This is a genomic window from Pseudarthrobacter sp. J1763 (assembly GCF_050490295.1).
Lineage (GTDB): Bacteria > Actinomycetota > Actinomycetes > Actinomycetales > Micrococcaceae > JBNPEO01.
Window position 1 is genome coordinate 30,711 of record NZ_JBNPEN010000015.1, and the last position, 20,189, is coordinate 50,899.

General features: G+C 62.2%; 22 protein-coding genes. 9 read left to right on the plus strand and 13 right to left on the minus strand.

Annotation, left to right across the window (positions count from 1 at the left end; all coding sequences use genetic code 11):
* Positions 1–183: 183 nt before the first annotated feature.
* From ACQQCD_RS12580 to ACQQCD_RS12590, 3 genes are read left to right on the plus strand one after another with little or no spacing between them, the layout of a single operon-like run.
* Positions 184–669 carry a TIR domain-containing protein gene (locus ACQQCD_RS12580; RefSeq protein WP_364274831.1) on the plus strand — a complete coding sequence of 162 codons (486 nt, stop codon included), beginning with the start codon at positions 184–186 and terminating at the stop codon, positions 667–669.
* Complete coding sequence (locus ACQQCD_RS12585) at positions 650–1,099, plus strand: HIT family protein (RefSeq protein WP_364423112.1); 450 nt, start codon at positions 650–652, stop codon at positions 1,097–1,099. The genes ACQQCD_RS12580 and ACQQCD_RS12585 overlap by 20 nt, the downstream gene beginning before the upstream one ends.
* Positions 1,096–1,596 carry a hypothetical protein gene (locus tag ACQQCD_RS12590; protein ID WP_364274827.1) on the plus strand — a complete coding sequence of 167 codons (501 nt, stop codon included), beginning with the start codon at positions 1,096–1,098 and terminating at the stop codon, positions 1,594–1,596. The genes ACQQCD_RS12585 and ACQQCD_RS12590 overlap by 4 nt, the downstream gene beginning before the upstream one ends.
* A 56-nt stretch (positions 1,597–1,652) precedes the next feature.
* On the opposite strand, the gene ACQQCD_RS12595 is transcribed toward ACQQCD_RS12590, so the two are convergent.
* Positions 1,653–2,240 carry a hypothetical protein gene (locus ACQQCD_RS12595; RefSeq protein ID WP_364274825.1) on the minus strand — a complete coding sequence of 196 codons (588 nt, stop codon included), beginning with the start codon at positions 2,238–2,240 and terminating at the stop codon, positions 1,653–1,655.
* A 196-nt stretch (positions 2,241–2,436) separates the two neighbouring features.
* Positions 2,437–3,078: a plasmid pRiA4b ORF-3 family protein gene (locus tag ACQQCD_RS12600; protein ID WP_364274823.1), complete on the minus strand. Its 642-nt coding sequence runs from the start codon at positions 3,076–3,078 to the stop codon at positions 2,437–2,439.
* Positions 3,079–3,422: 344 nt separating this feature from the next.
* On the opposite strand from ACQQCD_RS12600, the gene ACQQCD_RS12605 reads away from it, so the two are divergent.
* The 4 genes from ACQQCD_RS12605 (at position 3,423) to ACQQCD_RS12620 (ending at position 7,852) form a co-directional block, all read left to right on the plus strand.
* Positions 3,423–4,382, plus strand: coding sequence for a hypothetical protein (locus ACQQCD_RS12605; protein ID WP_364274821.1), 960 nt, complete (start codon positions 3,423–3,425; stop codon positions 4,380–4,382).
* A 91-nt stretch (positions 4,383–4,473) separates the two neighbouring features.
* Complete coding sequence (locus ACQQCD_RS12610) at positions 4,474–5,904, plus strand: beta strand repeat-containing protein (RefSeq protein ID WP_329864246.1); 1,431 nt, start codon at positions 4,474–4,476, stop codon at positions 5,902–5,904.
* Between the two features lie 590 nt (positions 5,905–6,494).
* The gene (locus ACQQCD_RS12615) at positions 6,495–7,304 is read left to right on the plus strand and encodes an HAD-IIA family hydrolase (RefSeq protein WP_329864309.1); all 810 of its coding nucleotides are present in this window, start codon (positions 6,495–6,497) and stop codon (positions 7,302–7,304) included.
* Positions 7,305–7,414: 110 nt separating this feature from the next.
* Complete coding sequence (locus tag ACQQCD_RS12620; protein ID WP_364274819.1) at positions 7,415–7,852, plus strand: MaoC family dehydratase; 438 nt, start codon at positions 7,415–7,417, stop codon at positions 7,850–7,852.
* A gap of 73 nt (positions 7,853–7,925) precedes the next feature.
* On the opposite strand, the gene ACQQCD_RS12625 is transcribed toward ACQQCD_RS12620, so the two are convergent.
* The 5 genes from ACQQCD_RS12625 to ACQQCD_RS12645 all read right to left on the minus strand — a co-directional run bounded on the left by ACQQCD_RS12625 (position 7,926) and on the right by ACQQCD_RS12645 (position 11,989).
* On the minus strand, positions 7,926–8,387 hold the full coding sequence (locus ACQQCD_RS12625; RefSeq protein ID WP_430268708.1) for a 6,7-dimethyl-8-ribityllumazine synthase: 462 nt from the start codon (positions 8,385–8,387) through the stop codon (positions 7,926–7,928).
* 216 nt (positions 8,388–8,603) lie between these two features.
* Positions 8,604–9,599 (minus strand): dihydroxyacetone kinase subunit DhaK, encoded by a 996-nt coding sequence (gene dhaK / locus ACQQCD_RS12630; protein WP_329864153.1) that lies wholly within the window; start codon positions 9,597–9,599, stop codon positions 8,604–8,606.
* Between the two features lie 47 nt (positions 9,600–9,646).
* Entirely contained in the window at positions 9,647–10,294 is a 648-nt protein-coding gene (gene dhaL / locus ACQQCD_RS12635; protein ID WP_329864155.1) for a dihydroxyacetone kinase subunit DhaL, read from the minus strand.
* Positions 10,295–10,313: 19 nt separating this feature from the next.
* Positions 10,314–11,108, minus strand: a complete 795-nt coding sequence (locus ACQQCD_RS12640) for an HAD-IA family hydrolase (RefSeq protein ID WP_329864156.1) — start codon at positions 11,106–11,108, stop codon at positions 10,314–10,316.
* Positions 11,105–11,989 (minus strand): class II fructose-bisphosphate aldolase, encoded by an 885-nt coding sequence (locus ACQQCD_RS12645; RefSeq protein WP_329864158.1) that lies wholly within the window; start codon positions 11,987–11,989, stop codon positions 11,105–11,107. The genes ACQQCD_RS12640 and ACQQCD_RS12645 overlap by 4 nt, the downstream gene beginning before the upstream one ends.
* A gap of 152 nt (positions 11,990–12,141) precedes the next feature.
* On the opposite strand from ACQQCD_RS12645, the gene ACQQCD_RS12650 reads away from it, so the two are divergent.
* Positions 12,142–12,879 carry a GntR family transcriptional regulator gene (locus ACQQCD_RS12650; protein WP_329864160.1) on the plus strand — a complete coding sequence of 246 codons (738 nt, stop codon included), beginning with the start codon at positions 12,142–12,144 and terminating at the stop codon, positions 12,877–12,879.
* A gap of 96 nt (positions 12,880–12,975) precedes the next feature.
* Here ACQQCD_RS12650 and ACQQCD_RS12655 read toward each other — a convergent pair whose 3' ends face one another.
* The 6 genes from ACQQCD_RS12655 to ACQQCD_RS12680 all read right to left on the minus strand — a co-directional run bounded on the left by ACQQCD_RS12655 (position 12,976) and on the right by ACQQCD_RS12680 (position 18,330).
* A complete protein-coding gene (locus tag ACQQCD_RS12655) occupies positions 12,976–13,275 on the minus strand; it encodes an antibiotic biosynthesis monooxygenase family protein (protein WP_329864162.1) in 300 nt (99 codons plus the stop codon).
* A 246-nt stretch (positions 13,276–13,521) separates the two neighbouring features.
* Complete coding sequence (locus tag ACQQCD_RS12660) at positions 13,522–14,454, minus strand: transketolase family protein (protein ID WP_329864164.1); 933 nt, start codon at positions 14,452–14,454, stop codon at positions 13,522–13,524.
* The gene (locus tag ACQQCD_RS12665) at positions 14,451–15,305 is read right to left on the minus strand and encodes a transketolase (RefSeq protein WP_329864166.1); all 855 of its coding nucleotides are present in this window, start codon (positions 15,303–15,305) and stop codon (positions 14,451–14,453) included. Before ACQQCD_RS12665 ends, ACQQCD_RS12660 begins: the two co-directional genes overlap by 4 nt.
* Entirely contained in the window at positions 15,302–15,751 is a 450-nt protein-coding gene (locus tag ACQQCD_RS12670; RefSeq protein WP_329864168.1) for an RpiB/LacA/LacB family sugar-phosphate isomerase, read from the minus strand. Before ACQQCD_RS12670 ends, ACQQCD_RS12665 begins: the two co-directional genes overlap by 4 nt.
* 524 nt (positions 15,752–16,275) lie before the next feature.
* The gene (gene dhaL, locus ACQQCD_RS12675; protein WP_329864169.1) at positions 16,276–16,905 is read right to left on the minus strand and encodes a dihydroxyacetone kinase subunit DhaL; all 630 of its coding nucleotides are present in this window, start codon (positions 16,903–16,905) and stop codon (positions 16,276–16,278) included.
* 159 nt (positions 16,906–17,064) lie between these two features.
* A complete protein-coding gene (locus tag ACQQCD_RS12680) occupies positions 17,065–18,330 on the minus strand; it encodes an MFS transporter (RefSeq protein ID WP_430268709.1) in 1,266 nt (421 codons plus the stop codon).
* 310 nt (positions 18,331–18,640) lie between these two features.
* Here ACQQCD_RS12680 and ACQQCD_RS12685 point away from each other — a divergent pair, with 310 nt between their 5' ends.
* Entirely contained in the window at positions 18,641–20,047 is a 1,407-nt protein-coding gene (locus ACQQCD_RS12685; protein WP_364275826.1) for an IS1380 family transposase, read from the plus strand.
* The last annotated feature ends 142 nt before the right edge of the window (positions 20,048–20,189 follow it).

Consider the following 20,189-nt stretch of genomic DNA (forward strand, 5'->3'; position numbering starts at 1 on the left):
CCGCTTACGAAGGAAGCCTGTCAGTCAACACCTAGTCGGCTTCGCCCAGCTCGACGCCTCTAGTTGTCCGTGAGGCATGTCGGAGGTGCGTACTACAGTTGTTGGGGACACGTCATGAACGCCTGTGCTGTCAGGCCCTAGTCAGCGTCCTTCCAGCTGAACCGAACCACTCTAGGAGCGCAGATGGCTAAGTCCGTTTTCTACAGCTTTCACTATGACCAGGATCATTGGCGGGTGCAACAGATCATCAACATGGGCGCCGTGGAAGGGCAGCAAATCCTCAACGCGCAGAAGTGGGAGGAAGTTAAGCGTCAGGGCGATGCGGCGATCAAGAAATGGATACACGAACAGATGGCTTACAAGTCAGCTGTTGTTGTACTTATCGGCGCCGAGACGGCAAACCGGCCGTGGGTGCAGCACGAAATTGCCCATGCTTGGGACAACCGTAAACCGCTAGTAGGCGTTCGAATCCACGGGCTGCTGGACAGTAATGGGTATGCAGCGGCGCAGGGTGCTAACCCATTCTCGAAGGTGGGCCTCGAAGGTGGAGGCACCGTCGGAGATTACGTACCTGTCTATACGCCGTCCGGCTTTAACAGTCAGATGGTTTATGCCGACGTTAAGAGAAACATCGCTGGTTGGGCCGCTAATGCATACAAGCGAAGCTGACTGCCCATTCTGCGAGATCGTGCTGCAGACGGAAGATCCCGAAGCAAGGGAGCTATACCGGGACGACCATGTGGTGGCGTTTTTTCCGCTTGAACCTGCGACTCTCGGCCATACGCTCGTTGTCCCGCGTCAGCACATTCCTGACATTTGGACGTTGGATGAAGATACCGCTGTGCAACTCGCCCGCGTGACCGTCCGATTGGCAAACTTGATGCGTAATGCACTCCAGCCGGAAGGCCTAAATGTGATCCAGTCCAACGGACGAGTGGCGACCCAAACGGTCCCGCACTTGCACGTGCACTTGGTGCCGCGATGGACGGGGGACCCGATGGGCCACATTTGGCCGAGGGAGACGAACTACTCCGAGAACCAGAAGGACTCTGCGTTGGAGAAGCTGCGTGCCGCTTGCCAAGAGGGGATGGCATCGTGAGCTTCCCCGACAGCCTGTCGGCTGGGGGTGATCAGATTTCGCCAGATGACCGTCGTAAGCATCTGGACTTCATCCAGGCAACCATTACAAGAATGTCGGCAGCAGCCACCACAACAAAGAGTTGGATGTTGCCGGTTGTAAGCGCAACCTATGGGTACGCATTAGTCCAAAAGGCAACGTCCGTTGCGGTGCTTGGAATCGCGACGGTTTTCCTCTTCGCGTATCTCGACGCGAACTACCTACGCCAGGAGAAGCGCTTTCGGAGGCTCTACATGGCCGTCGCCGAGGGCAAGGACAGAATTGCCGTCTTTTCCCTCAACCCTGACGACGCCACACAGCCTGAGAACGGCAAGTCGTCGGAGGAATGGGCGAAGTGGATGCCGCGCTGGATCAATCGACTGGTGCCGGGCCCCGCCGTCTGGACTTCGTGGTCGATCGGACCGTTCTATGCAGCGCTACTCGTTGCCGGCATTGTCGTGGCGGTCAGAACAGGCTGAGTACGTTTAGCGGCGGGCCGGCCTCACTGCGATTTGGAACTCCATTGGGTCTGTATTTATTTGTCTTCGGCTCGGTCGGCCGCAGCGGCGGACAAAGTTTCCCAGCGTTTTTGGGCCCCTTGCCGGCTGATCCCGAATGCTCGTCCGATCTTGTCCCAAGAGACGCCCGCCGCCCTTGCGTCTGCGACGGCGTCTTCGAGCTGGGCTTCGAGGTCCTTCAGGTTCCGGCTCAGGGTGCGGATGGTGTGCAGCGACAGGTCCGGGGCGACATGCCGGTGCCACACGTCCAGGAACAGCGGCTCCAGGTCCTCCCGGTCGCTTATGTCAGCGGCGCTGGCCGGGGGTCCGGCATAAATGTGCCCGGTGGCGAGGTCCTCGTCGGAAGGGTCCCAGACCCGTGTCCACAACGGGTCCAGGATGACGTGTTCCCGGAACGGAACGCAGCTGCAGGCGACCCGCCAGCCGACCACCTGCGACGGCGGCCGCCATGCGTCACTGCCCGGCTCATTCTCACTCGCGACCGGCCGGCCGTCGGGCGTCATCAGGTTTATCTCCATGTACCTGCCACCGGAGCCGTACATACCGTCCGCGAAGACACAGACCACATAGCCTTCATGCTCGCTTCCCTCGGTAAACCAGCCCATCGTGCTTCCCCTCATCGACCGTGAATTGCTACAGTGACAGTATGAGCGCTAGCAACTCTGGTTGACAATTGGGGAAGCCACGGCAACCTTAGTTGACATAAGGTACGATATCGGCCTTTCAAAACGGGCGGGGGAGCCGTAAAAGAGGCACTTTCCTGCCCGTTTTTCGTGGAGTTTCCCGGCGCAAGTCCCAGCGTCAGAACAATTTAGCCAGCGTCCGGTTCACGTCGGCAATGTCCAGAAAGGCCGGGTCAAAAGGCTCAGTGGAGCCGGTCATATCGGCCACCCAGGCAGAGTACTCGTCATGGTCAGGATGAGACGCGTCGGCCAAGGCGTCCATAATCTCTTCGTACCCGGGCAATCCTCCAAAGTCCTCCAACGGGCCGCGTCGGGCGCCGGCGACCAGCCGGGCCGGCGGCGCGCCTTCGTCGGCCGGCCTTTGGGATACCAGCTCGAGCCGGTGAAGCCAGCTGTCACCAAAGTCGTACTCGTAAAAGGCCACTCCGGAGCCCACCGCGAACAGCTGCTCCAGGGAACAATCCTTCTCGGGCTTGTCCGACGGTTCTTCGCAGTCTTGCCGTGGAAGCCACTGCGAGGCTTCCGGAACCTCTCCGTCGACTGGGCGCAGCGGCGCAAACGGATCACTCGATGTAAATCTGTGCAGGTGCGCGTCCTCCCAATCAAACGCCGCCTGGAGCACCCGATGGACCTGATCCAGCGTCAGCGTGCTTCGGATCTCGAGCTGGCGCCAGATCTCCGGGTCGCTGTCGACGAGCTCCACACGGACCTCCAGGAATGCGTCCTGTCCCGACCCAATGCCAGCCTCAGATTTGCCCATGTGGCCCATTCTTACAGGCGCCACAGCCTCCTACTATGACGGGGCGGCTTCTCCCCTATCGAAGTTGTAGCTTGACGAAATCTTTATTATCGGCGTTTCAACTGAGCGCTCGTTAGATGCGAGATTCGCGCGTCCATTAGGTGTAGCGGAGCGACCCGTGAAATCCATTTGCCCGGTAATCCTGCTGGTGGTTTAGAGCGAGAATGGCTTGGCGTATTCGCGCAGGCGACAGCGTGGGATGGTCCAGGTTTTTGTCGATTTGTTTGCGTAAGTGCTGGACGAATCGCGATTGCAGGTTTTAGGCTGTTGCCGTCTCGAATGCATCAGTACTGGGGGTGGTACGCATGGGTGAATCTCGTTCACCGTGGCGTGCCCTGCGGCCGGTGTTGCTGGCTGGAGCCGCTGCGTTCACCTGGCTGACATTTTCTTCTCCGGCGGCATCTGCCGATGCGCTGCCGGACACTTCGTCGCTGGTGGGATCCGTGACCAGTTCTGTGCAATCGGTGGCCGAAAAAGTGGTCCCGGCCGCACCCGCGCCGACCAAAGCTCCGGCTGCACCGCCATCCGTCGGCCTGGTGCATCCGGTGGTGAACCAACTCTCCGCAACTGCTGATGACTTGGTCTCGTCCGTTCCGGTGATCAACCAGGTGGTCCCTGCCGGCACAGTGTCAGAAGTGACAGCTCCGGTTGCCCGCATTGCTGACGGTGCAACCACGGCCGTCGTGGAAACCGTCGTGCCACCGGTCACCGAAACGCTTCCAGTGCTCGAACCGGTGCTGCAGCCTGTTGCCGATGTTGTGACCGGGTCCGCTCCCCTGCCTATTGATGTCCCGGAACTGCCCCTGGCGGCAGCCCCGGAACACTCAGAACCCGCCCTTCCCTCGGTGCCGGCAGAGACGGGCAGCGCCGAAGCTGCGGCTGCCGATCAAGCCGTGACAGGCCCTGCAGCAGTGATTCCAAGTGCGCCGGAGCCCGCAACATCCGGCACGCTCGAAGCCACTCCCGCCGCCGCGGGCCCGGCTGCCCTTGCGGGCACGTCGGTCTTCCCGACTTTGGCCCATGAGCGGCCATCCCTCGGCAGCGACCAGCCCGGAACCGCTGACCCCGCCTACCCTGCCCAGGCCCCGGCTGCGCCCGGTTCCGGCGCAGGCAGCGGCGGCTCCTCGGGCGGCTCTCCCAGCTCGGCTGCGTGGCTGAGCGCTTTCGATCTTGACCATGCAGTTGCCGGCACTGTCCTTGCCGGCGGGGCCTCTGAGCACGCTCCTGCACCGGTGTCGTTCGACCCCGGTTCCTCTCCTGACTAGTTGAGCCCCACCCTGCCGACCCAGGCAGCACGTGGCCATTCGGGCAGCTGACCAGCGCCCTCATCTCAACTTTTTTCAGGAGAAAATCACCATGAGTTCCAACCTTCGCAGGGGGCTGCTTGGCACCCTCTTTGCCGGCGGGCTTCTAGCCCTCGGCTGCAGCGCGGCAAACGCCGCGGATACGACCAGCGGATCGGATCTTTCCGCTTCCGCCCTCATCTCGGCGGCGGCGTCCGCTGATACGACGTCGTTGGGCCTGCTGGGTGACCCAACGCCGTCCGACTCAACGAACGTCGCCGCCGTAGTGGACGTAAACCTCGGGCTCGGCAACGTGACCGGAGCCGAGGCTGACGGCACCATCGCCGATGTCGCAGCAGCGGCCGACATCAACCTCGGCAACGTCACCGGAACCGGAGCCAACGGAACCATCGCCGATCTTGCCGCAGTTGCGAACGTCAACCTGGGGCTCAGTGACCTGGGCACCAACGGCACCGACGCGGGAACCGCAGACGTAGCCGTTGACGCAGCCGCAGCCCTCGGCGTCGGCAACATCACCGGAACCGGCACCGACGGCACCATCGCCGATGTTGCCGCAGTTGCGGACATCAACCTCGGGCTCGGCGACCTGGGCACCAACAGCACCGACTCGGGAACCGCAGACGTAGGCGTTGACGCAGCCGCAGCCCTCGGCGTCGGCAACATCACCGGAACCGACGGCACCGCCGCGGACGTTGCGGCAGTTGCGGACGTCAACCTCGGACTCGGCGACCTGGGCACGAGCGGCACCGACACGGTGGACGCTGCCGTGGATGCCGACGTCGCGCTGGGCCTGGGGAATGTCACCGGTTCGAACGGACCCAGCGACGGACTGGGTGCCGCCGTTGACGCAGCCCTCGGCCTGGGCGACCTCGGAACCAACGGCACCAACGCAGTCGACGCAGCAGTTGACACCGATGTAGCGCTCGGCCTGGGTGACGTTGCCGGCACCGACGGGACCACCGGCGGACTCGACGCAGCAGTGGACGCCAACGTGGCACTCGGACTCGGAAATGTCACCGGCACCGACGGCACCACCGGCGGTAACGGGAGCCTGGACGCTGGTGTGGATCTGGGGATTGACCTCGGTATCGGGCTGATCGGTGGCGGCAACGGCACCGAAACCCCTGGCACCGGGACTCCCGGCGATGGAAACACCGGCGGAGTTGGCACTGTCGATCCCGGCACCAGCAACCCAGGCAACGACACCGACAATGGCGCCGGCACCGGAGACGGTACCGGCAACGGCACCGCGGGCACGGACAACGGCAGTGGCACAATCAGCACCGGAAGCTTCCCGGTAGCTGCCGCCGGATCCACTGCTGTAGGCGGCGCGATTCCGGCGGTCTCCACTCCCCGTAACACCCCTACGCAGAACGGCGCCGCTGCACTCGCGAACACCGGTGTTGACGCCTCACTGGTCCCGCTCGCCCTGCTGATGCTGGTGGCCGGCCTGCTGATGCTCCGCAAGCGCAAGGTCTCCTAGCCACCTAGAACGCATCCGAAACGCCTGTGCATTGAGCTGAAGCGGCTGCAAACCAGCAGGCTGAGGAGAAGGAGGCGAAACATAGGAAACCGTAAACAGAAACCGGAGAACATGTCTTCAGCACACATGTCCTTGTGACCGGTGGTCCGGTGGCGAAACACTCGCCGCCGGACCGCCGGTGTGCCCGCATCCTCATTCGATGCCCTTAGACGGTGCCAAGTTACTGCCTACATTCCGTCCAGAGTGTCCTCGCTACCACCATCTCTGAACTCTCTCCCCGAGCTTGACGGAATCACGGCTATCGAGCGTGGAACACTTGTTGATTTTGGGAGTACGAATGTCCCGCTAGACGACGGGGGACGTGCCGCCGGTGCCGCTGCTGCGCCAATGCAAGGCTGAGGACGCTGCGCAAGCGGTCCTTGCCCCCGCGCGGGCATTTGCGGCGTCAGGCTGAAGCGTGTGGTTTATCGACTAGGTCGATGCTTCCGGGCAACGGGGTATGGCGAAACGAGTTCCGTCCCCGGCGCTCGGGCGGCTGCTGGATGCTACTGGCTCCCCTATCAATACAATGGCGGGATGGTGATGGAGCCGTGATCAACTTTGAAAACCAGCCCTGGCCGGATCCGATTGAGGGGTTGGTCCTCGATCTGGACGGAACAATTTACCGCGGTGATGTCCCCATTGAGAGCGCGATCCAGGCGCTGCATCAGTTCCGCACCAGTGCGGTCCCTACGGTGTTCATGACAAACAACTCCACAAAATCGCGTGCCGACTTCGCCGCGAAGCTGACCAGGATGGGCTTCGCCGCCGACCCCGAGCAGATCGTCAACACTGCCTATGCCACGGCACGCTACCTCGTGGAAAACTACGAGCAGGGCCTAATCGTCTACGTAGTGGGAGCGCCCGCACTTTCGCGTGAAATTGAGGAAACGGGATTCGTCCTCTCAAGCCACAAGCCGGACATCGTTGTTATCGGGCTCGACCGTGAACTGACCTACGTGAAACTTCGCACGGCCGTACGAGCGATTCTTGCTGGTGCTCACTTCATCGCTACGAATCCAGACAGGCTGATCCCTGAAGGCGGAGAACTGGATCCGGGCGCGGGCACCTTGGTCGCGGCAGTCGAAGCCGCCACGCGACACCTCACCACGCCCGAAGTGATTGGGAAGCCCGAGTCACACATGCCCCGGATTGCTCTGGAAATGCTCGGGAGCCGCCCCGACCGCACAGTTGCTGTCGGCGACCAAATTCTTACAGACGTCGCGGCAGCTCAACGAGCCGGTATGTTCGGGGTCTTGGTCGAGACAGGGGTTCCTATCCACGCGTTCGAGGACGTGATTCCCAGCCGGGTGATTTCGAGTCTCCTCGAGATACCCGTCGGAAACCCATTCCGGCCCTAGGCAGCATGCCCCGGAGCTTCGGGTGGGGCAGTAGCAGCACCGTCCGTTGCGGGCCCTTATCCCGCATAATTTACAGCCCGCCTTCCGGGGCCGTTCACGAAAGGTTGACCATGGAAGCTCATCCCAATCGTCCCAGACCCATCGTTGGGCAAACCGCTCATCTGTCGCGCAAAGTCACCCACGAGGACATCTCGTTGTTCACCCAGATCAGCGGTGACCGCAACCCCCTACACTACGATCTCCGGGCTGCCCAGACCTCACGGTTTGGCGAGATTATTGTCCAAGGTGGTGTAACTAGTGCCATCCTGAACGCCGTCGTGGCTGAGGAGCTGCCGGGACCCGGATCCGTCTTCCTGAGCGTGAACTGGAACTTCATGGCTCCTGTTCGTCCTGGTGACGTTATTACCGGGCACGTCGAGGTAACTGAAGTACGTGCAGACAAGCCTGTTACGACGTTACGTACGTGGGTGGTTCGTGATGACGGAACAGTTGTTCTCGAGGGCACAGCTACTTGTTACACAATGGAGCTTGGCGGACCGCCGGACTAGGGCTTTTTGTTCTTGAAGGCCCCGGAAAGACACATGTGCAGGTATCACCACGTTCTGTGGGTCTGTGTGTCCTTTAGGCCTCCTGGAGGGACGCCAAGGTTGTAAGAGTTGAGGTGAGAGCGTCGGCCAGTTCCTTCCCCTTGGCTACAAAATGCCGGGAAAACTGGTTGCGATGTTCTTCATGCTCGTGGAAATGGTGAGGAGTTAGGACTCCGGAGAAAACTGGTACGTCAGTTTCCAATTGCACTCTCATAAGGGCGTCCACGACGCTTTGTGCGACAAATTCGTGGCGATAAATGCCCCCGTCAACCACGAGGGCAGAGGTGGCGATTCCGTCGTAATGACCGGATACTGCGAGGCGTCGGACGAGTAGCGGGATTTCGAAGGCGCCAGGCACTTGGTGGACATCCACGTTGGTAATGCCGGATTCTTTCAACCGTGCCTGAAAGCTTTCCACGGCACGATCAACGATGTCTGCATGCCATTGGGCGCTTACAACCGCTACGCGGACGGAGGACATAGCCTTAGGAGACAAGTGAAATGCCTTTCTTTTGGAGCTCACCGGAATGCTTGCTGCTTCCGCCCGGTGGTCTCGCCTCGGAGCTGGTTATTCGTCAGGGGAACGGCGGCTTGTAGAACTTCAACTAGGGAGTCCGAACTGGCCGCCAGGAGTCCCTGCCGGCCAGTTCAGAGTACTGCCATGACGCTGGTGGTGATGTAACTCTTCGGAATATCGGAGGGTGCCGATTGGTCAGAAGATGCGGGCAGCGATCTCAGCCGGGGCTGCCAGCAGTTCCTTGATCTCGTCGTCGAGCTTCACGAGAGTCAGGGACATTCCAATCATGTCCAGCGCGGTGCAGTATTCGCCTACATAGCTCCGGCTTACCGTGATGCCTTTTTCGGCAAGACGCGTGTGTGCGCTGCCGTTCAGAATGTAGAGCTCGCTGATGGGCGTGCCGCCCAGTCCGTTGACCATGAGGGCCACTTCGTCACCGTCTGCGAATGGCAGGTCGGGGACAATTGCGTTGAGCAGCTCGTCCACAATCTCGTCGGCCGTGGCGATTTTGACGCGGCGGCGGCCTGGCTCGCCATGGATTCCAACGCCGATTTCCATTTCGTCGTCGGCCATCTCGAACAGCGGGGCACCCTTCGCGGGAGGCGTGCACGCGCTCAGTGCAACGCCCATCGTACGGGTTGCGGCGTTCACCTTCTCGCCGATACGTACGACCTCGTCCAGGTCGGCGCCGGCTTCGGCGGCAGCCCCGACTGCTTTCATGACGAAGAAGTTGCCGGCCACTCCTCGGCGACCAATGGTGTAAAGCGAGTCTTCGACCGCGACGTCGTCGTTGATAAAGAGGGTGCGCACATTGATGCCCTCAGCCGCGGCGAATTCGGCGGCCATCTCGAAGGCCATCTTGTCTCCGGTGTAGTTGTTCACCAGGAGGAGCACGCCTTTGTCGCTGGCGAGGCGGCGGGTGGCCTCTACGACGTAATCCGCTGGCGGCGCAGCGAAGATATCGCCGGGGCAGGCGCCGTCGAGCATGCCCTTGCCGACCGCCATGACGTGCGCCGGTTCATGTCCCGAGCCGGATCCCTGAATGATAGAGACTTTGTCCTGCCGTGGAGCGTCGGAGCGCATGATGAGGTTGTACTCCGGGACGTACGTCAAGGTCTCCGGGTTGGCCAGAGCGATGCCCTTGAGCATCTCGGGGACGAACGCTTTGGGGTCGTTAATGAACTTTTTCATTGCCGTCTTTCTCTGAATCGTTGTCGTTGATCCTGCGCTTGAATTCGTCACCGGGTACCCGCAATCCGCTCAGCCAGTACCGCCATTGCGATCGCTCCGGGGTCAGGTGAGCCGACGCTGCGCTCACCCGTGTAGGACGCGCGGCCGCGGCGGGCTGTCAGCGTGCTCGTGCGCTCAGCAGCATCACGGGCGACGACTGCAGCACTCTTGGCGATGGCTTTGGGGTCAGATCCTGCCCTGACTCCGGCCTCGATAGCATCAGTGAGGGGTACGAGCGCGTCAAGCAGGGTCTTGTCTCCCAGGCTGGCGCCGCCGCGGGCCATGATGCCCTCGGTCGCGGCCCGGAGCATGGCAACGACGTCGGCACCTTCGAGCTGCTGCTTGCCGCGGGCGACGGAGGACGCGCGAAGGAATGCGGTTCCCCAAATCGGGCCTGAGCTTCCTCCGATCCTGCTGCTCATCGTTAGGGCCACGCCGCCCAGGAAAGAGCCGAGGTCGGATCGGTCGTAGCCCTCCCAGGATTCGAGCACGATCTCGAAGCCGCGGGCAAGGGAATAGCCGAAGTCGCCGTCGCCGGCGACCGCGTCGAGATCGCAGAAGTACGTCTCGTTTTCAACACAGGTCTGCGCGATCGTCTTCACGACGTCTTCGAGACGAATTGTGCCTTCTGTAACGGAGGCGGTGTCGTTTTGCATTTCAAGGCTCCTTAGGAAATCAAGAGAAGGTTGGGATGGACGTTGCATTTAGGAGGTCAAGAAGATTCTTCAACGACACTTCGCCGTCGACGCCGACGGCGTGCGGGTCGGAGACCACGGCCACGGGATGGTCCGGCAGCTGGCCGAGCGAGTCGACAACCAGCGCCGCCCCCGTGAAATCTTCATTGATGGTGTAGCTGCTGCGGGTGACAACGGTGGTCAGGCCGGCAGCGAGGGCGGCCCTAAGGCCGTTAGCGCTGTCCTCGACCACTACTGCCTGAGTGGGCTGGATGCCGAGTTCCCTAATGGCAAGGTGATAGATGTCGGGCGCGGGCTTTTTGTGTTCGACCATGTCGCCTGCAAAGACTGAGAACTGCCTGGCCAGATCGGTTCCAACGACATGTTCGAGGACTGCCCGGACCGATTCCTCGGCTGAGGTTGATGCCACTGCGAGTTGCCAGCCCGCGTCAGCGGCCTCGGCCGAGATCCGGGCGATTCCAGGGCGTGGGGGCAGCTCTCCGGCGCGTACCATCGCCGTGTAGCGGGCAGTCTTTTCGCGGTGCCACTGTGCGATCAGGTCGTGCTGGGCCTCCCGGTCCTCGGGAAGGCCTGCCTTCGCGATGAATTCGGGTGTGAGCAGTTTGCCGAGCCGCTCCTTGCCGCCGCCGATGGCCAGCATTTGGGCGTAGTCTTCCTGAGACCAGTGCACCGGCAGTCCGAAGTGCTCGAAAGTCGCGTTGAATGCCGGCAAGTGGCCATCACGCTCGGTGTCGGAGAGGACGCCGTCGCAGTCGAAAATCAGGGCATCGCTCATCGGGAACCTACTGCCTCGTTGGCGTGCTGTGCGCGGCCAGCCGCACCGAACTGCTCGATGTGTTCCACAATTTCGTTCCGGACGGCCGCCGAGACATCCCGGAACAGGCTCGGTGGATCCCACCGGTCGTTGAGACGGGCGCCGTCAAGGTGCTTAGCGGCTGCCTGCATGTAGGAATGCTTGACGGCTGTGGAGATGTTGATCTTTGACACGCCCGCGTCGATGAACAGCTTGAAGTCTGCTGCGGAGAGGCCGGTGCCGCCGTGGAGGACGATCGGCCTGTCGACGAGGGCGGCGAGCTCGCGCACGCGACTTGGCAGAAGCTTCGGGGGGGTCTTAAACGCCCCGTGACTGGTGCCCACCTGGGGTGCAAGCATGTCAGCGCCGGTACTCTTAGCGGCCGCCGCGAGTTGCTCGACGGTGTAAGAGTGCAGTGCGGTGTCGGAACCGACGCCGTCCTCAACGCCCAAGATGTTTTCAATCTCGGACTCCACGTCCACGCCGGCAGCGTGGGCCTGGGCGACAACCTCGGTAGTTTCCCTGACGGCGGACTCAAAGTCGCGGTCGGAAGCGTCGAAAAGAACCGAGGACCAGCCCGCGGCCACGACCTCGTCAATGACGGTCCGGTCCGGACAGTGGTCCAGATGCAGTGCCACGGGCACGGTGACATCTTTCGTCACGGCTTCGAATGTCGCGCTGAGAAGCCGTGTGCCGGCGGTGCGCACCGTTTTGACCGACACCTGCACAATAAGCGGGGCAGAGCAGGCCTGGGCGGCCTCGACTACGGCCCGCATGCTGACTTCATCGAAGACGTTGACCGCCGGCACGGCGTATCCGTGATCGCGTGCGGTTCTGGTCAGTGTTGCTGTCGAAACGAGCATCCTCGTCCTTACCTTTCAGTGGTTCCTTCCAAGTTGCCCGCGTCGGATTACTGTGACGCGCACCATAAAACCTGAAACTAACGTAGACGATACAAGTATGTACCGCGCTATACAACACCGCGGCGGGCTATAATCGGCTAGGAGGTGCCAATATGACTGATGTGCTTGAGCGTGACTCTTCTGTCCCGCTGTACCTGCAACTTGAAGAGATCCTGCTGGCCAAGATCACGAGTGGCGAGTGGGCGCCCGACCAGCGGATCCCCTCCGAGAACGAGTTGAACAGGATTTACGGACTGAGCAGGATGACGGTCCGGGGCGTGCTCAACAAGCTCACTGCCGATGGGCTGCTGATCCGTGTCGCGGGCAAAGGCACGTACGTAGCCCCGCGGAAGATCAGCGCAGTGTCGCCGGCCTATAAGGGCATCCGGGAGCAACTCGAGGCCCTCGGCTACCACACCTCGACACAGCTTGTCTCGCTTGACCTGGCTGCTCCGCCCGCCAGAGTGCGGGAAAGGCTGGGGCTCGGTCCAGAGGACCAGGTTTTCGCGATCGTTCGCTTGCGCACCGTTGACGGCAAACCCTTGAGCTTGCACCGCTCGTTCATTCCGGCCCGTTTGGCGCCCGGGTTGGACACGCACGACGTCGTCAACGAGCAGCTCTGCGTGGTCCTCGAGGAGAACTACAGCCTCCCGATGAAAAGTGTCAGGGAAAACCTCGAGGCCGTGGCTGTGGATGGCAATGAAGCCCGGCAACTTGGCTTGCGCCGGGGAGACCCGGCGCTGCTGCTCACTGACGTCATTTCGGACCCGGCGGGCACGGCCTTTGAGTACTCTTCGATCGTCTTCCGTGGTGACACCATGCAGCTGAAGTTCGACTACCAGCTCGATTGAACCAGGCTCCTGCTCCTGCTGAGTGGTAATCATCTGCACAACGCACCATGAAAGATCCGCCAGATGAAGGCCGGACCTCCCATGATCACAGCGGGGTCAGAAGCCAAGGTAGGCCTGCTGGGTGTGTTTGACCTGGGGTGGCTGCGCGAAGTGAGGTCCTGCGAGTTCCCGCCACCTGGTGAATGCTGTAGAGCTGCGAAACCGTTCCGTATGATCTTCCAGGGTTGCCCAGCCAACGATCAGGGTGTATTCGGACATGTTCTCCACGGTCCGGTCCACGCGGAGGCTGAGTGCGCCCGGGGCTTGCTGAAAAAGCGGGACGGCCTGCGAGAGGACGTCTTCGAAAGCGGCTTCGGAGCCGGGCTTGATGGTCAGTGTTGCGACTTCGTAGATCATGCGCACACTCCTTTTGAGATTGCGGACTGGCTGGGACAGGTGCTGGATTGTTCGATCTTCGTAATGCTTGTGCCCGTCGGCGACATGAGTGATGCGGCGGCTGCATCCGATTCCGGGGGGGCATGCTCGCTAGTCAGAGGGCAGGTCCATCCGCGCGATCCTGTCGTCCCGGCTGCCGTATCCGAAGTGGCGGACAGAGGCGGTAATTCGCTATGACGACCCGGTACGCGTCTGGCCGTGCTGAGCTCAGGCCGCAAGCAAGTCTGTCAGCTTCGCGTGGAGTCCGGCAGCGTCAAGTCCGTAGTGCTGCAGCAGCCCTGAGTACGTCCCTGTGATCACATGCTGGTGAGGGAGTCCGATTGCATCATGGCGGACTCCGAGGTGGCGGATCGTCTCTGAGACCGCTGCGGAGAGGCCTCCTCGGATGTAGTGCTCCTCGACCGTGATCACATGGCCGGTGCGTGCGGCCGAGGTAGTGATCAGCTCAGCGTCGACCGGCTCCACGGTCGGCATACCGATCAGGTCCACTCCGATGCCGTCGGCAGCGAGGAGGTCGACGGCGTGGATCGCTTCGGCGGTTACGGCCCCGGTCGTGACAACGGTCGCCTTCTCCCCCGTGCGGATGGAACGCCCTTTACCGATGACGAAGGGCTCTTCCTCAAAAAGGTCGGGGATGGCGGGACCGCCCACGCGCATATAGACGGGACCCTCATGGGTGAGCATCGCATCCACGGCAGCCCGGATCTCGCCGGGGTCCTGGGGAGAGATGATCACAACGCCGGGCAGCATCCGGATGATGGCGTAGTCTTCGAGCGAGTAGTGGGTTGGTCCGAGGTCCGAGTAGGTCATCCCTCCGTTACGTCCGACAATCTTGACGTTTTGGCCCATGTAGGCGATGTCATTACGAAAGGCCTCGTAGTTGCGGTTTGTGACGAAGGCGGCGATGGCGGCAAACACCGGAATCCGCCCGGTAGTAGCCAGCCCTGAGGCGACCCCCGTGACACCGTGTTCCTGGATTCCGAATTCAAAATATCGTTCCGGGTGCCGGCTCTTGAAGGTACCGAAACCCGAGGACACGCCGCTGTCGGCGGAGAGGACCACAATCCTGTCATCGTTCTGTGCCCTGCTGGTTACGGCTTCCCCGAAGGTCTTGCGCGGATCGATCAGGGGTGTGCTCATCGTGTTCCCACCGTTTCTGAGATTGTGGCCAGTCGGTTCTGCAGCTCTGCCTCGGCAGCGTCTAGTTCTTCCGGATTTGGTTTCCAGTAGTGCGATGCTGCAGTTCCTTCCAGAAAGCTGATGCCCTGCGCCTTAGTGGTCCGGGCCACGATGGCCGTCGGTCTGCTCGTGCTAAGTGGTGTCTGGTCGAGGACGGAGATGACTTCGCGCATGTCATTGCCGTCGATCGTGCGCACGGCCCATCCGAAGGCGCTGAACTTGTCCGTGATTGGCTCCATGTTCATTACGTCCGCCGTATGGCCGCTGATTTGCAAGTCGTTGACGTCGATGAATGCAACCAAATTGTTCAGCTTGTGGTGTGCAGCGATGGCGGCCCCTTCCCAGTTGGAACCCTCGGGGAGCTCGCCATCTCCAAGAACTGTAAATACCCGGCCGGCGCCGCCGGAGAGCCGCAATCCGAGAGCCATGCCGCAAGCGATGGGGAGGCCGTGCCCAAGGGCCCCTGTGTTGGCCTCCACTCCGGGAAGTTTATGCATGTCAGGGTGGCCGGCGAGTCGACTTCCATGCCCGGCATACGTGTCCACCAGGTCTTCTGGAAAGAATCCGCGCCGGGCAAGGACAGCGTACTGAGCCATGGCTTTGTGCCCGGCAGAGAGAAGGAAGCGGTCCCGGCGAGGATCCGTCGGCTTGGCCGGGTCGACGTTCATCGTACGGAAGTAGAGTGCAGTGAGGATGTCAATGCAGGAAAGGGCTCCGCCAAGGTGTCCAGAACCGCCCGCGCGGAGCATGCGGAGGACCAGGAGTCTGGCCCTGGTTGCTTCGAGTTCGAGGGCTGCGATGTCGTCGTTCATGGGCGCGCCTCATTCCCGCCCTCGTAGCGATAAAGTTCGGCGAGCTTTGGCGTGCTGCGCTCTGACGGTTCGTATGCCACTGCAAGATAGTCACGCAACAGCCGCTTCGCGGTTTCGGGACCGATGACCTGGGCGCCCATGGCGATCATGTTGGCACTGTTGCTCAATTGGGCACGCTCGGCCTGGTACGAGTCCATAAGCAGCGCGCAGTAGGCTCCCTTGACTTTGTTTGCAGCGATGGAGACTCCGATGCCGGTGCCGCACAGCACTACTCCCCTGTCGACCTCACCCCGGGCGACACTTTCGGCGACATTGATGGCTGTCAGCGGGTAGAGGGGGTCTTCAGATCCAAAATCGCGTACCTCGTGGCCGAGCTCAACTGCATAGCGGGCGAGCACCGCCTTAAGATCGCTCGCGTTTGGGTCACAACCGATACCAATAAGCATGGTTCTCCGATCTATACTTGTATAGGGTTGTATAGATAGTAGGGTTCGCGGGCTGGGAAATCAAGGGTCTACCCTGAAACAGGCTGACTGAGGTTGGAGGCAGTCCGGCCTGGCGGCGATGTGGGAGCAGAGATCGCGCGGACGCTGAGTGCCCGCGGCGGACCGACCGCAAGAGGACCCGTACAGGCACGTTGGCGCCCCGCGGAGATGCAGCGCTGTGATTGCATCGGTGCTTGGGGGTGGGCTGGGCGCAATCCTGATCCCGCGTGCCCCACCCTCGCTTCCCAGACGCTTGGCTAAGCTCAGTGGAGAACAACTGCTGCGGAGCTGTCAGGCTCGGCCCATCAGACATGACGGGGCGCTGTGCCCGGGTGCACGCACCCCTGTACAGGGGCTCTTGTTTAGCAGGCCGACTCGCGGCATCAAGTTCTCTGCTTCACAAGGTAGAGAACAGCCGAGGAGTCTGCCTCATCGGACCTTGAGGGCATCGGCTGGGCCGCTCACATCGGCTGGGTGTGGGGAGATCAACTCCAGGACTCTGCGATGCGTTCGGCCAGGACCGCGATGGCAACGGCTCCGGGATCGGGGACACCCACGCTCCGCTCGCCGCTGTAGCTGGCGCGTCCGCGTCGGGCCACCAGCACACTGGCCGCGTCTGCAGCGTCACGTGCGGTTTTTGCGGCAGAGACCGCAATCTCCCGCGTCTGTGAGCCCGAGGTGCTTAGGTCCTCGACGTTGTCGGTCATGGGAACGAGAGCGTCGAGGAGGGTCTTGTCGCCCACCTCCGCGCCACCACGGGCCTTGATTCCGGCGATCGCTGCCCTGAGCATGGCCACGACGTCTTGGATTTTCAGCTCGTCAACGCCTTTGACGGCAGTTCCGGCACGAAGGAACGCAGTGCCCCAGATCGGCCCGGAAGTCCCCCCAATGCGTGAGCTGAGGCAGAGGGCTACCGACTGAAGGAAGGCGCTGGCGCTTTCTTTTGGCAGGGTGTCCCACTGCTCGATCAGTTTTTCAAAGCCTCGTGCCAGCGAATAGCCGAAGTCTCCGTCGCCGACAACGGAGTCGAGATCGGAGAAGTAGCCCTCCTGTTCGACGCAGGTGTCAGCGATTGTGCGGATGATCTGCTCAAGACGGCCGATGTTCGTGGTCATTTGATGTGGTCCTGACTTTGAAGTTGCTGCTGCGACATGTACATCTCAGGTCCGTAATCCCTGGCATCGTCGTGCGGGCGGATGGGCGCTGGTAAAGTCCTCCAACGCGGTGGAGGGAGGCAACAGCACCTTGCGCCGGGGCTGAGCCTGCTGTTGGTTCTATTGGCCTTCGCCATGATGTTTCAGTTGCCTCAGCACGCTGCGGATTGCCAACACCCCTATGGCCGGGCCGAGGGCGAGGCAGACGAATGCCCATCCCCAGCCGGCGTTAGCCTGCAGTGTGGGGACGAGCCAGACGATGGGAACGGTCACGGTGTAACCGAGGGCCATCTGCAGGGTTAACATACTGCCCACATATCGCTGGTCGGCTACTTGAGTGATGAGCACTGAGAACTGGGCGGAGTCAGCGATGACCCAGAACCCCCAGAGGAGGGCGATGAGCAGGACGAGCCAGAGGGCGCCGGCCGGTATCCAGCCGATTACCGCGGCGCAGGCGCCAGAGAAGATCATGGAAACGATGGCTGACTTTGCGCTTCCGACGCGTTCTGCCAAGCGGCCGCCGACCAGACAGCCAACCGCCCCTATGCTGACGACGACGAAAGTCGCCAGGCTTGCGAACTGCTCTGTAAGGGGCGAGTCGGAGCGGGCAAGCACTGAACTGAGGTACACGGAGAACCATGACCACATGGCGTACAGCTCCCACATGTGGCCGAAATACCCCAGCGAGCTCATGAGTACGGGACGTGCGGTGAATGCCCGGAGTGCCTCTCGCAAGGAGAATTTACTGCGCGGAAAGGTGAAAGGGCCGTCTTTCGCCGCCAACAGCGCAGTGAGCCCGCCCGCAGCGCTTAGCAGGCTGGTGCCAACCACTACGAATCGCCAGTCCAGGCTTCCCGCGGCCGCCACGAGGTGAGGGGACGCTGATCCGACGGTCAGCGCACCAATCATGACGCCAACGGCGGTCGCCCGGGAGGTCTTGAACCACGTGGAGATGCACTTCATCGCCGAGGGGTACACCGCCGCCAGGCAGGCACCGGTTAGGATGCGAAGGGCGATGATCTGCCACGCGTCGTTTGCTGCCAGCATTCCCAGGTTCATGATGCCGGCCAGGGTGGTGCCAGCGAACATGAGATGCCGTGGGCCGAACCGATCTGCGGCACTGGTCGTCGCAAGTACCAGGGCGCCGATGACAAACCCCACCTGTACACCTATGGTCAGCCAGGCTGAGGTCGAATCGGACAATTGAAACTGGCTTGCCAGCTGAGGAACGACCGCGCTTGCTGAGAACCATGTGGCCATGCTGAGCAGCATCGCCACAGCCAGCGCCGCCAGGGCCCGCCAAGCGCGCTTGGGGATCAGAGTGGACTCTAAATCTCCGGTTCCGCCTGCATTCTGGGCGACAACGTCACCTTCGACTTCACTCATTGATGCCTTCATTCGTCCTCGAGGCGTTGCTGGGGTGTTACCTGATACCGGACCAATTTCCGGCCCCGTAGCCGACCATGGAGGCTTCTTCCAGCGTTAGTAGCGCCGGATCCGGGATTTCACCGCTTAGCCTCCTGCCCGGCGTCGTTCCCCGCTTGCTGGAGCTTACGTTGGCAGGGCCAGTCTTAGCCTCGATCCACCGATGAGCTTGGGTGACAAGCGGGTGCCGTGACGCAGAAATGCCCCTCTGATCAGGAAGAATAGTGATTGTCTAGACCGCTGTTCGACCGATCCGAGAGGCATCTCGTAGGTGCAATTCAAGCATGCTCCCGCTGCGGTGTCAGCGAAGTTCGATGACCCGAATCTTGTGTCGGCCGCAGGGCTGGTCCCGATGCTCCGCCTGGCCCGCACCGCAGGGCTCGATCAGCTCGCGCAGGTCCGGTTGACGGTCCCGTCGGATAAGGGCGCGAACGCGGGCAGCAAGGTGATGGCGCTGGTGGCGGGGATGCTCGCCGGGGCGGACTCGATCGACGACATGAACGTGCTGCGTCATGGCGGGATGGGCAGGTTGTTCGATCGGACGTATGCGCCGTCGACGCTGGGCTCGTTCCTGCGGGAGTTCCGGTTCGGGCACGTCCGCCAGCTCGACGCCGTCGCCTCCCGGACCCTGGTGAACGTCGCGCAATCCGCGCCACTGCTGCAGGTCCGGGATGGTGAGCGGGTGATGGTGGATCTGGACGACACGATCATCGAAGTCCACGGATACCAGAAGCAGGGCGCGTCGTTCGGGTACTCCGGCGTCCGCGGCCTGAACGCCCTGTTCGCCACGGCGTCGACATCGCAGTCGGCGCCGGTGATCGTGGGGCAGCGGCTGCGGCAGGGGAAGACCGGTTCCCCGAAGGGTGCCGCCAGGATTGTCGGCGACGCTCTCGCGACGCTGCGCCGCTTGAACCCCGGAAGCAGTTCCCGGCCGTTGCTGCGGGCGGACTCCGCGTTCTACGGACACGCCACCATCGGCACGGCGATCAAGGCCGGCGCGGACGTATCGGTCACCGTCCGGATGGACCCCGCGGTGAAGGCGGCGATCGCGACGATCCCCGAGGATGCGTGGGAGATGATCGAGTACACCGACTCGATCCGTGACGAGGCCACCGGGCGACTGATCTCCAAAGCAGAAGTCGCCGAAGTGCCCTTCGTCGCGTTCCGGTCCCGGAAGATCGCCGAACGGATCGAAGGGCGTCTGGTGGTGCGGCGGATCCCGGACCTGAACCCGAAGCAGGTCGAGCAGCCGACACTGTTCGACATCTACCGGCACCACGCGTTCTTCACAACCACCGACAAGACAGTGATGGGCACCGTGGTGGCGGACAAGACCCACCGGGCACACGCGATCATCGAGCAAGTCCACGCCGACCTGAAGAGCGGCCCGCTCGCTCACCTGCCCTCCGGGGTGTTCACCGCGAACAGCGCCTGGCTCGTCCTCGCGGTGATCGCGTTCAACCTCACCCGCGCAGCAGGGATCATCGCCGACCACGCCGGCCGGCTCGCCAGAGCGACGACCGCGACGATCCGCCGCACTCTCATCTCCGTGCCCGCGCGGCTGGCGCGGTCCGCGCGCCGGGTCACACTGCACCTGCCCGAGGCCTGGCCCTGGCAGGCCCCGTTCGAGCAGCTCTTCACCGCGACGCACGCACCACCACCGGCCGCGACCAGCTGACCACCGCCGCGCCCGCGGCACGACCAAGGACCAAGTGGACGACCGGGATGCGACGCCCGGAACACACCCCTGCCCGCGGCGCATCATCTCGCACCGGTCACGCCAGGACGGCCAGCCGAAGGCTCATCGGTGGATCGAGGCT

What these genes read in the sequence shown, in the direction of transcription:
- ACQQCD_RS12585 (WP_364423112.1), top strand. Translation starts at nt 650, where the DNA reads ATGCATACAAGCGAAGCTGACTGCCCATTCTGCGAGATCGTGCTGCAG.
- ACQQCD_RS12640 (WP_329864156.1), bottom strand. Translation starts at nt 11,108, where the DNA reads ATGAGCGATGCCCTGATTTTCGACTGCGACGGCGTCCTCTCCGACACC.
- ACQQCD_RS12670 (WP_329864168.1), bottom strand. Translation starts at nt 15,751, where the DNA reads ATGCTTATTGGTATCGGTTGTGACCCAAACGCGAGCGATCTTAAGGCG.
- ACQQCD_RS12665 (WP_329864166.1), bottom strand. Translation starts at nt 15,305, where the DNA reads ATGAACGACGACATCGCAGCCCTCGAACTCGAAGCAACCAGGGCCAGA.
- dhaL (WP_329864155.1), bottom strand. Translation starts at nt 10,294, where the DNA reads ATGCAAAACGACACCGCCTCCGTTACAGAAGGCACAATTCGTCTCGAA.
- ACQQCD_RS12650 (WP_329864160.1), top strand. Translation starts at nt 12,142, where the DNA reads ATGACTGATGTGCTTGAGCGTGACTCTTCTGTCCCGCTGTACCTGCAA.
- ACQQCD_RS12655 (WP_329864162.1), bottom strand. Translation starts at nt 13,275, where the DNA reads ATGATCTACGAAGTCGCAACACTGACCATCAAGCCCGGCTCCGAAGCC.
- ACQQCD_RS12580 (WP_364274831.1), top strand. Translation starts at nt 184, where the DNA reads ATGGCTAAGTCCGTTTTCTACAGCTTTCACTATGACCAGGATCATTGG.
- dhaK (WP_329864153.1), bottom strand. Translation starts at nt 9,599, where the DNA reads ATGAAAAAGTTCATTAACGACCCCAAAGCGTTCGTCCCCGAGATGCTC.
- ACQQCD_RS12595 (WP_364274825.1), bottom strand. Translation starts at nt 2,240, where the DNA reads ATGGGCTGGTTTACCGAGGGAAGCGAGCATGAAGGCTATGTGGTCTGT.
- dhaL (WP_329864169.1), bottom strand. Translation starts at nt 16,905, where the DNA reads ATGACCACGAACATCGGCCGTCTTGAGCAGATCATCCGCACAATCGCT.
- ACQQCD_RS12600 (WP_364274823.1), bottom strand. Translation starts at nt 3,078, where the DNA reads ATGGGCAAATCTGAGGCTGGCATTGGGTCGGGACAGGACGCATTCCTG.
- ACQQCD_RS12680 (WP_430268709.1), bottom strand. Translation starts at nt 18,330, where the DNA reads ATGAGTGAAGTCGAAGGTGACGTTGTCGCCCAGAATGCAGGCGGAACC.
- ACQQCD_RS12605 (WP_364274821.1), top strand. Translation starts at nt 3,423, where the DNA reads ATGGGTGAATCTCGTTCACCGTGGCGTGCCCTGCGGCCGGTGTTGCTG.
- ACQQCD_RS12610 (WP_329864246.1), top strand. Translation starts at nt 4,474, where the DNA reads ATGAGTTCCAACCTTCGCAGGGGGCTGCTTGGCACCCTCTTTGCCGGC.
- ACQQCD_RS12620 (WP_364274819.1), top strand. Translation starts at nt 7,415, where the DNA reads ATGGAAGCTCATCCCAATCGTCCCAGACCCATCGTTGGGCAAACCGCT.
- ACQQCD_RS12660 (WP_329864164.1), bottom strand. Translation starts at nt 14,454, where the DNA reads ATGAGCACACCCCTGATCGATCCGCGCAAGACCTTCGGGGAAGCCGTA.
- ACQQCD_RS12645 (WP_329864158.1), bottom strand. Translation starts at nt 11,989, where the DNA reads ATGCTCGTTTCGACAGCAACACTGACCAGAACCGCACGCGATCACGGA.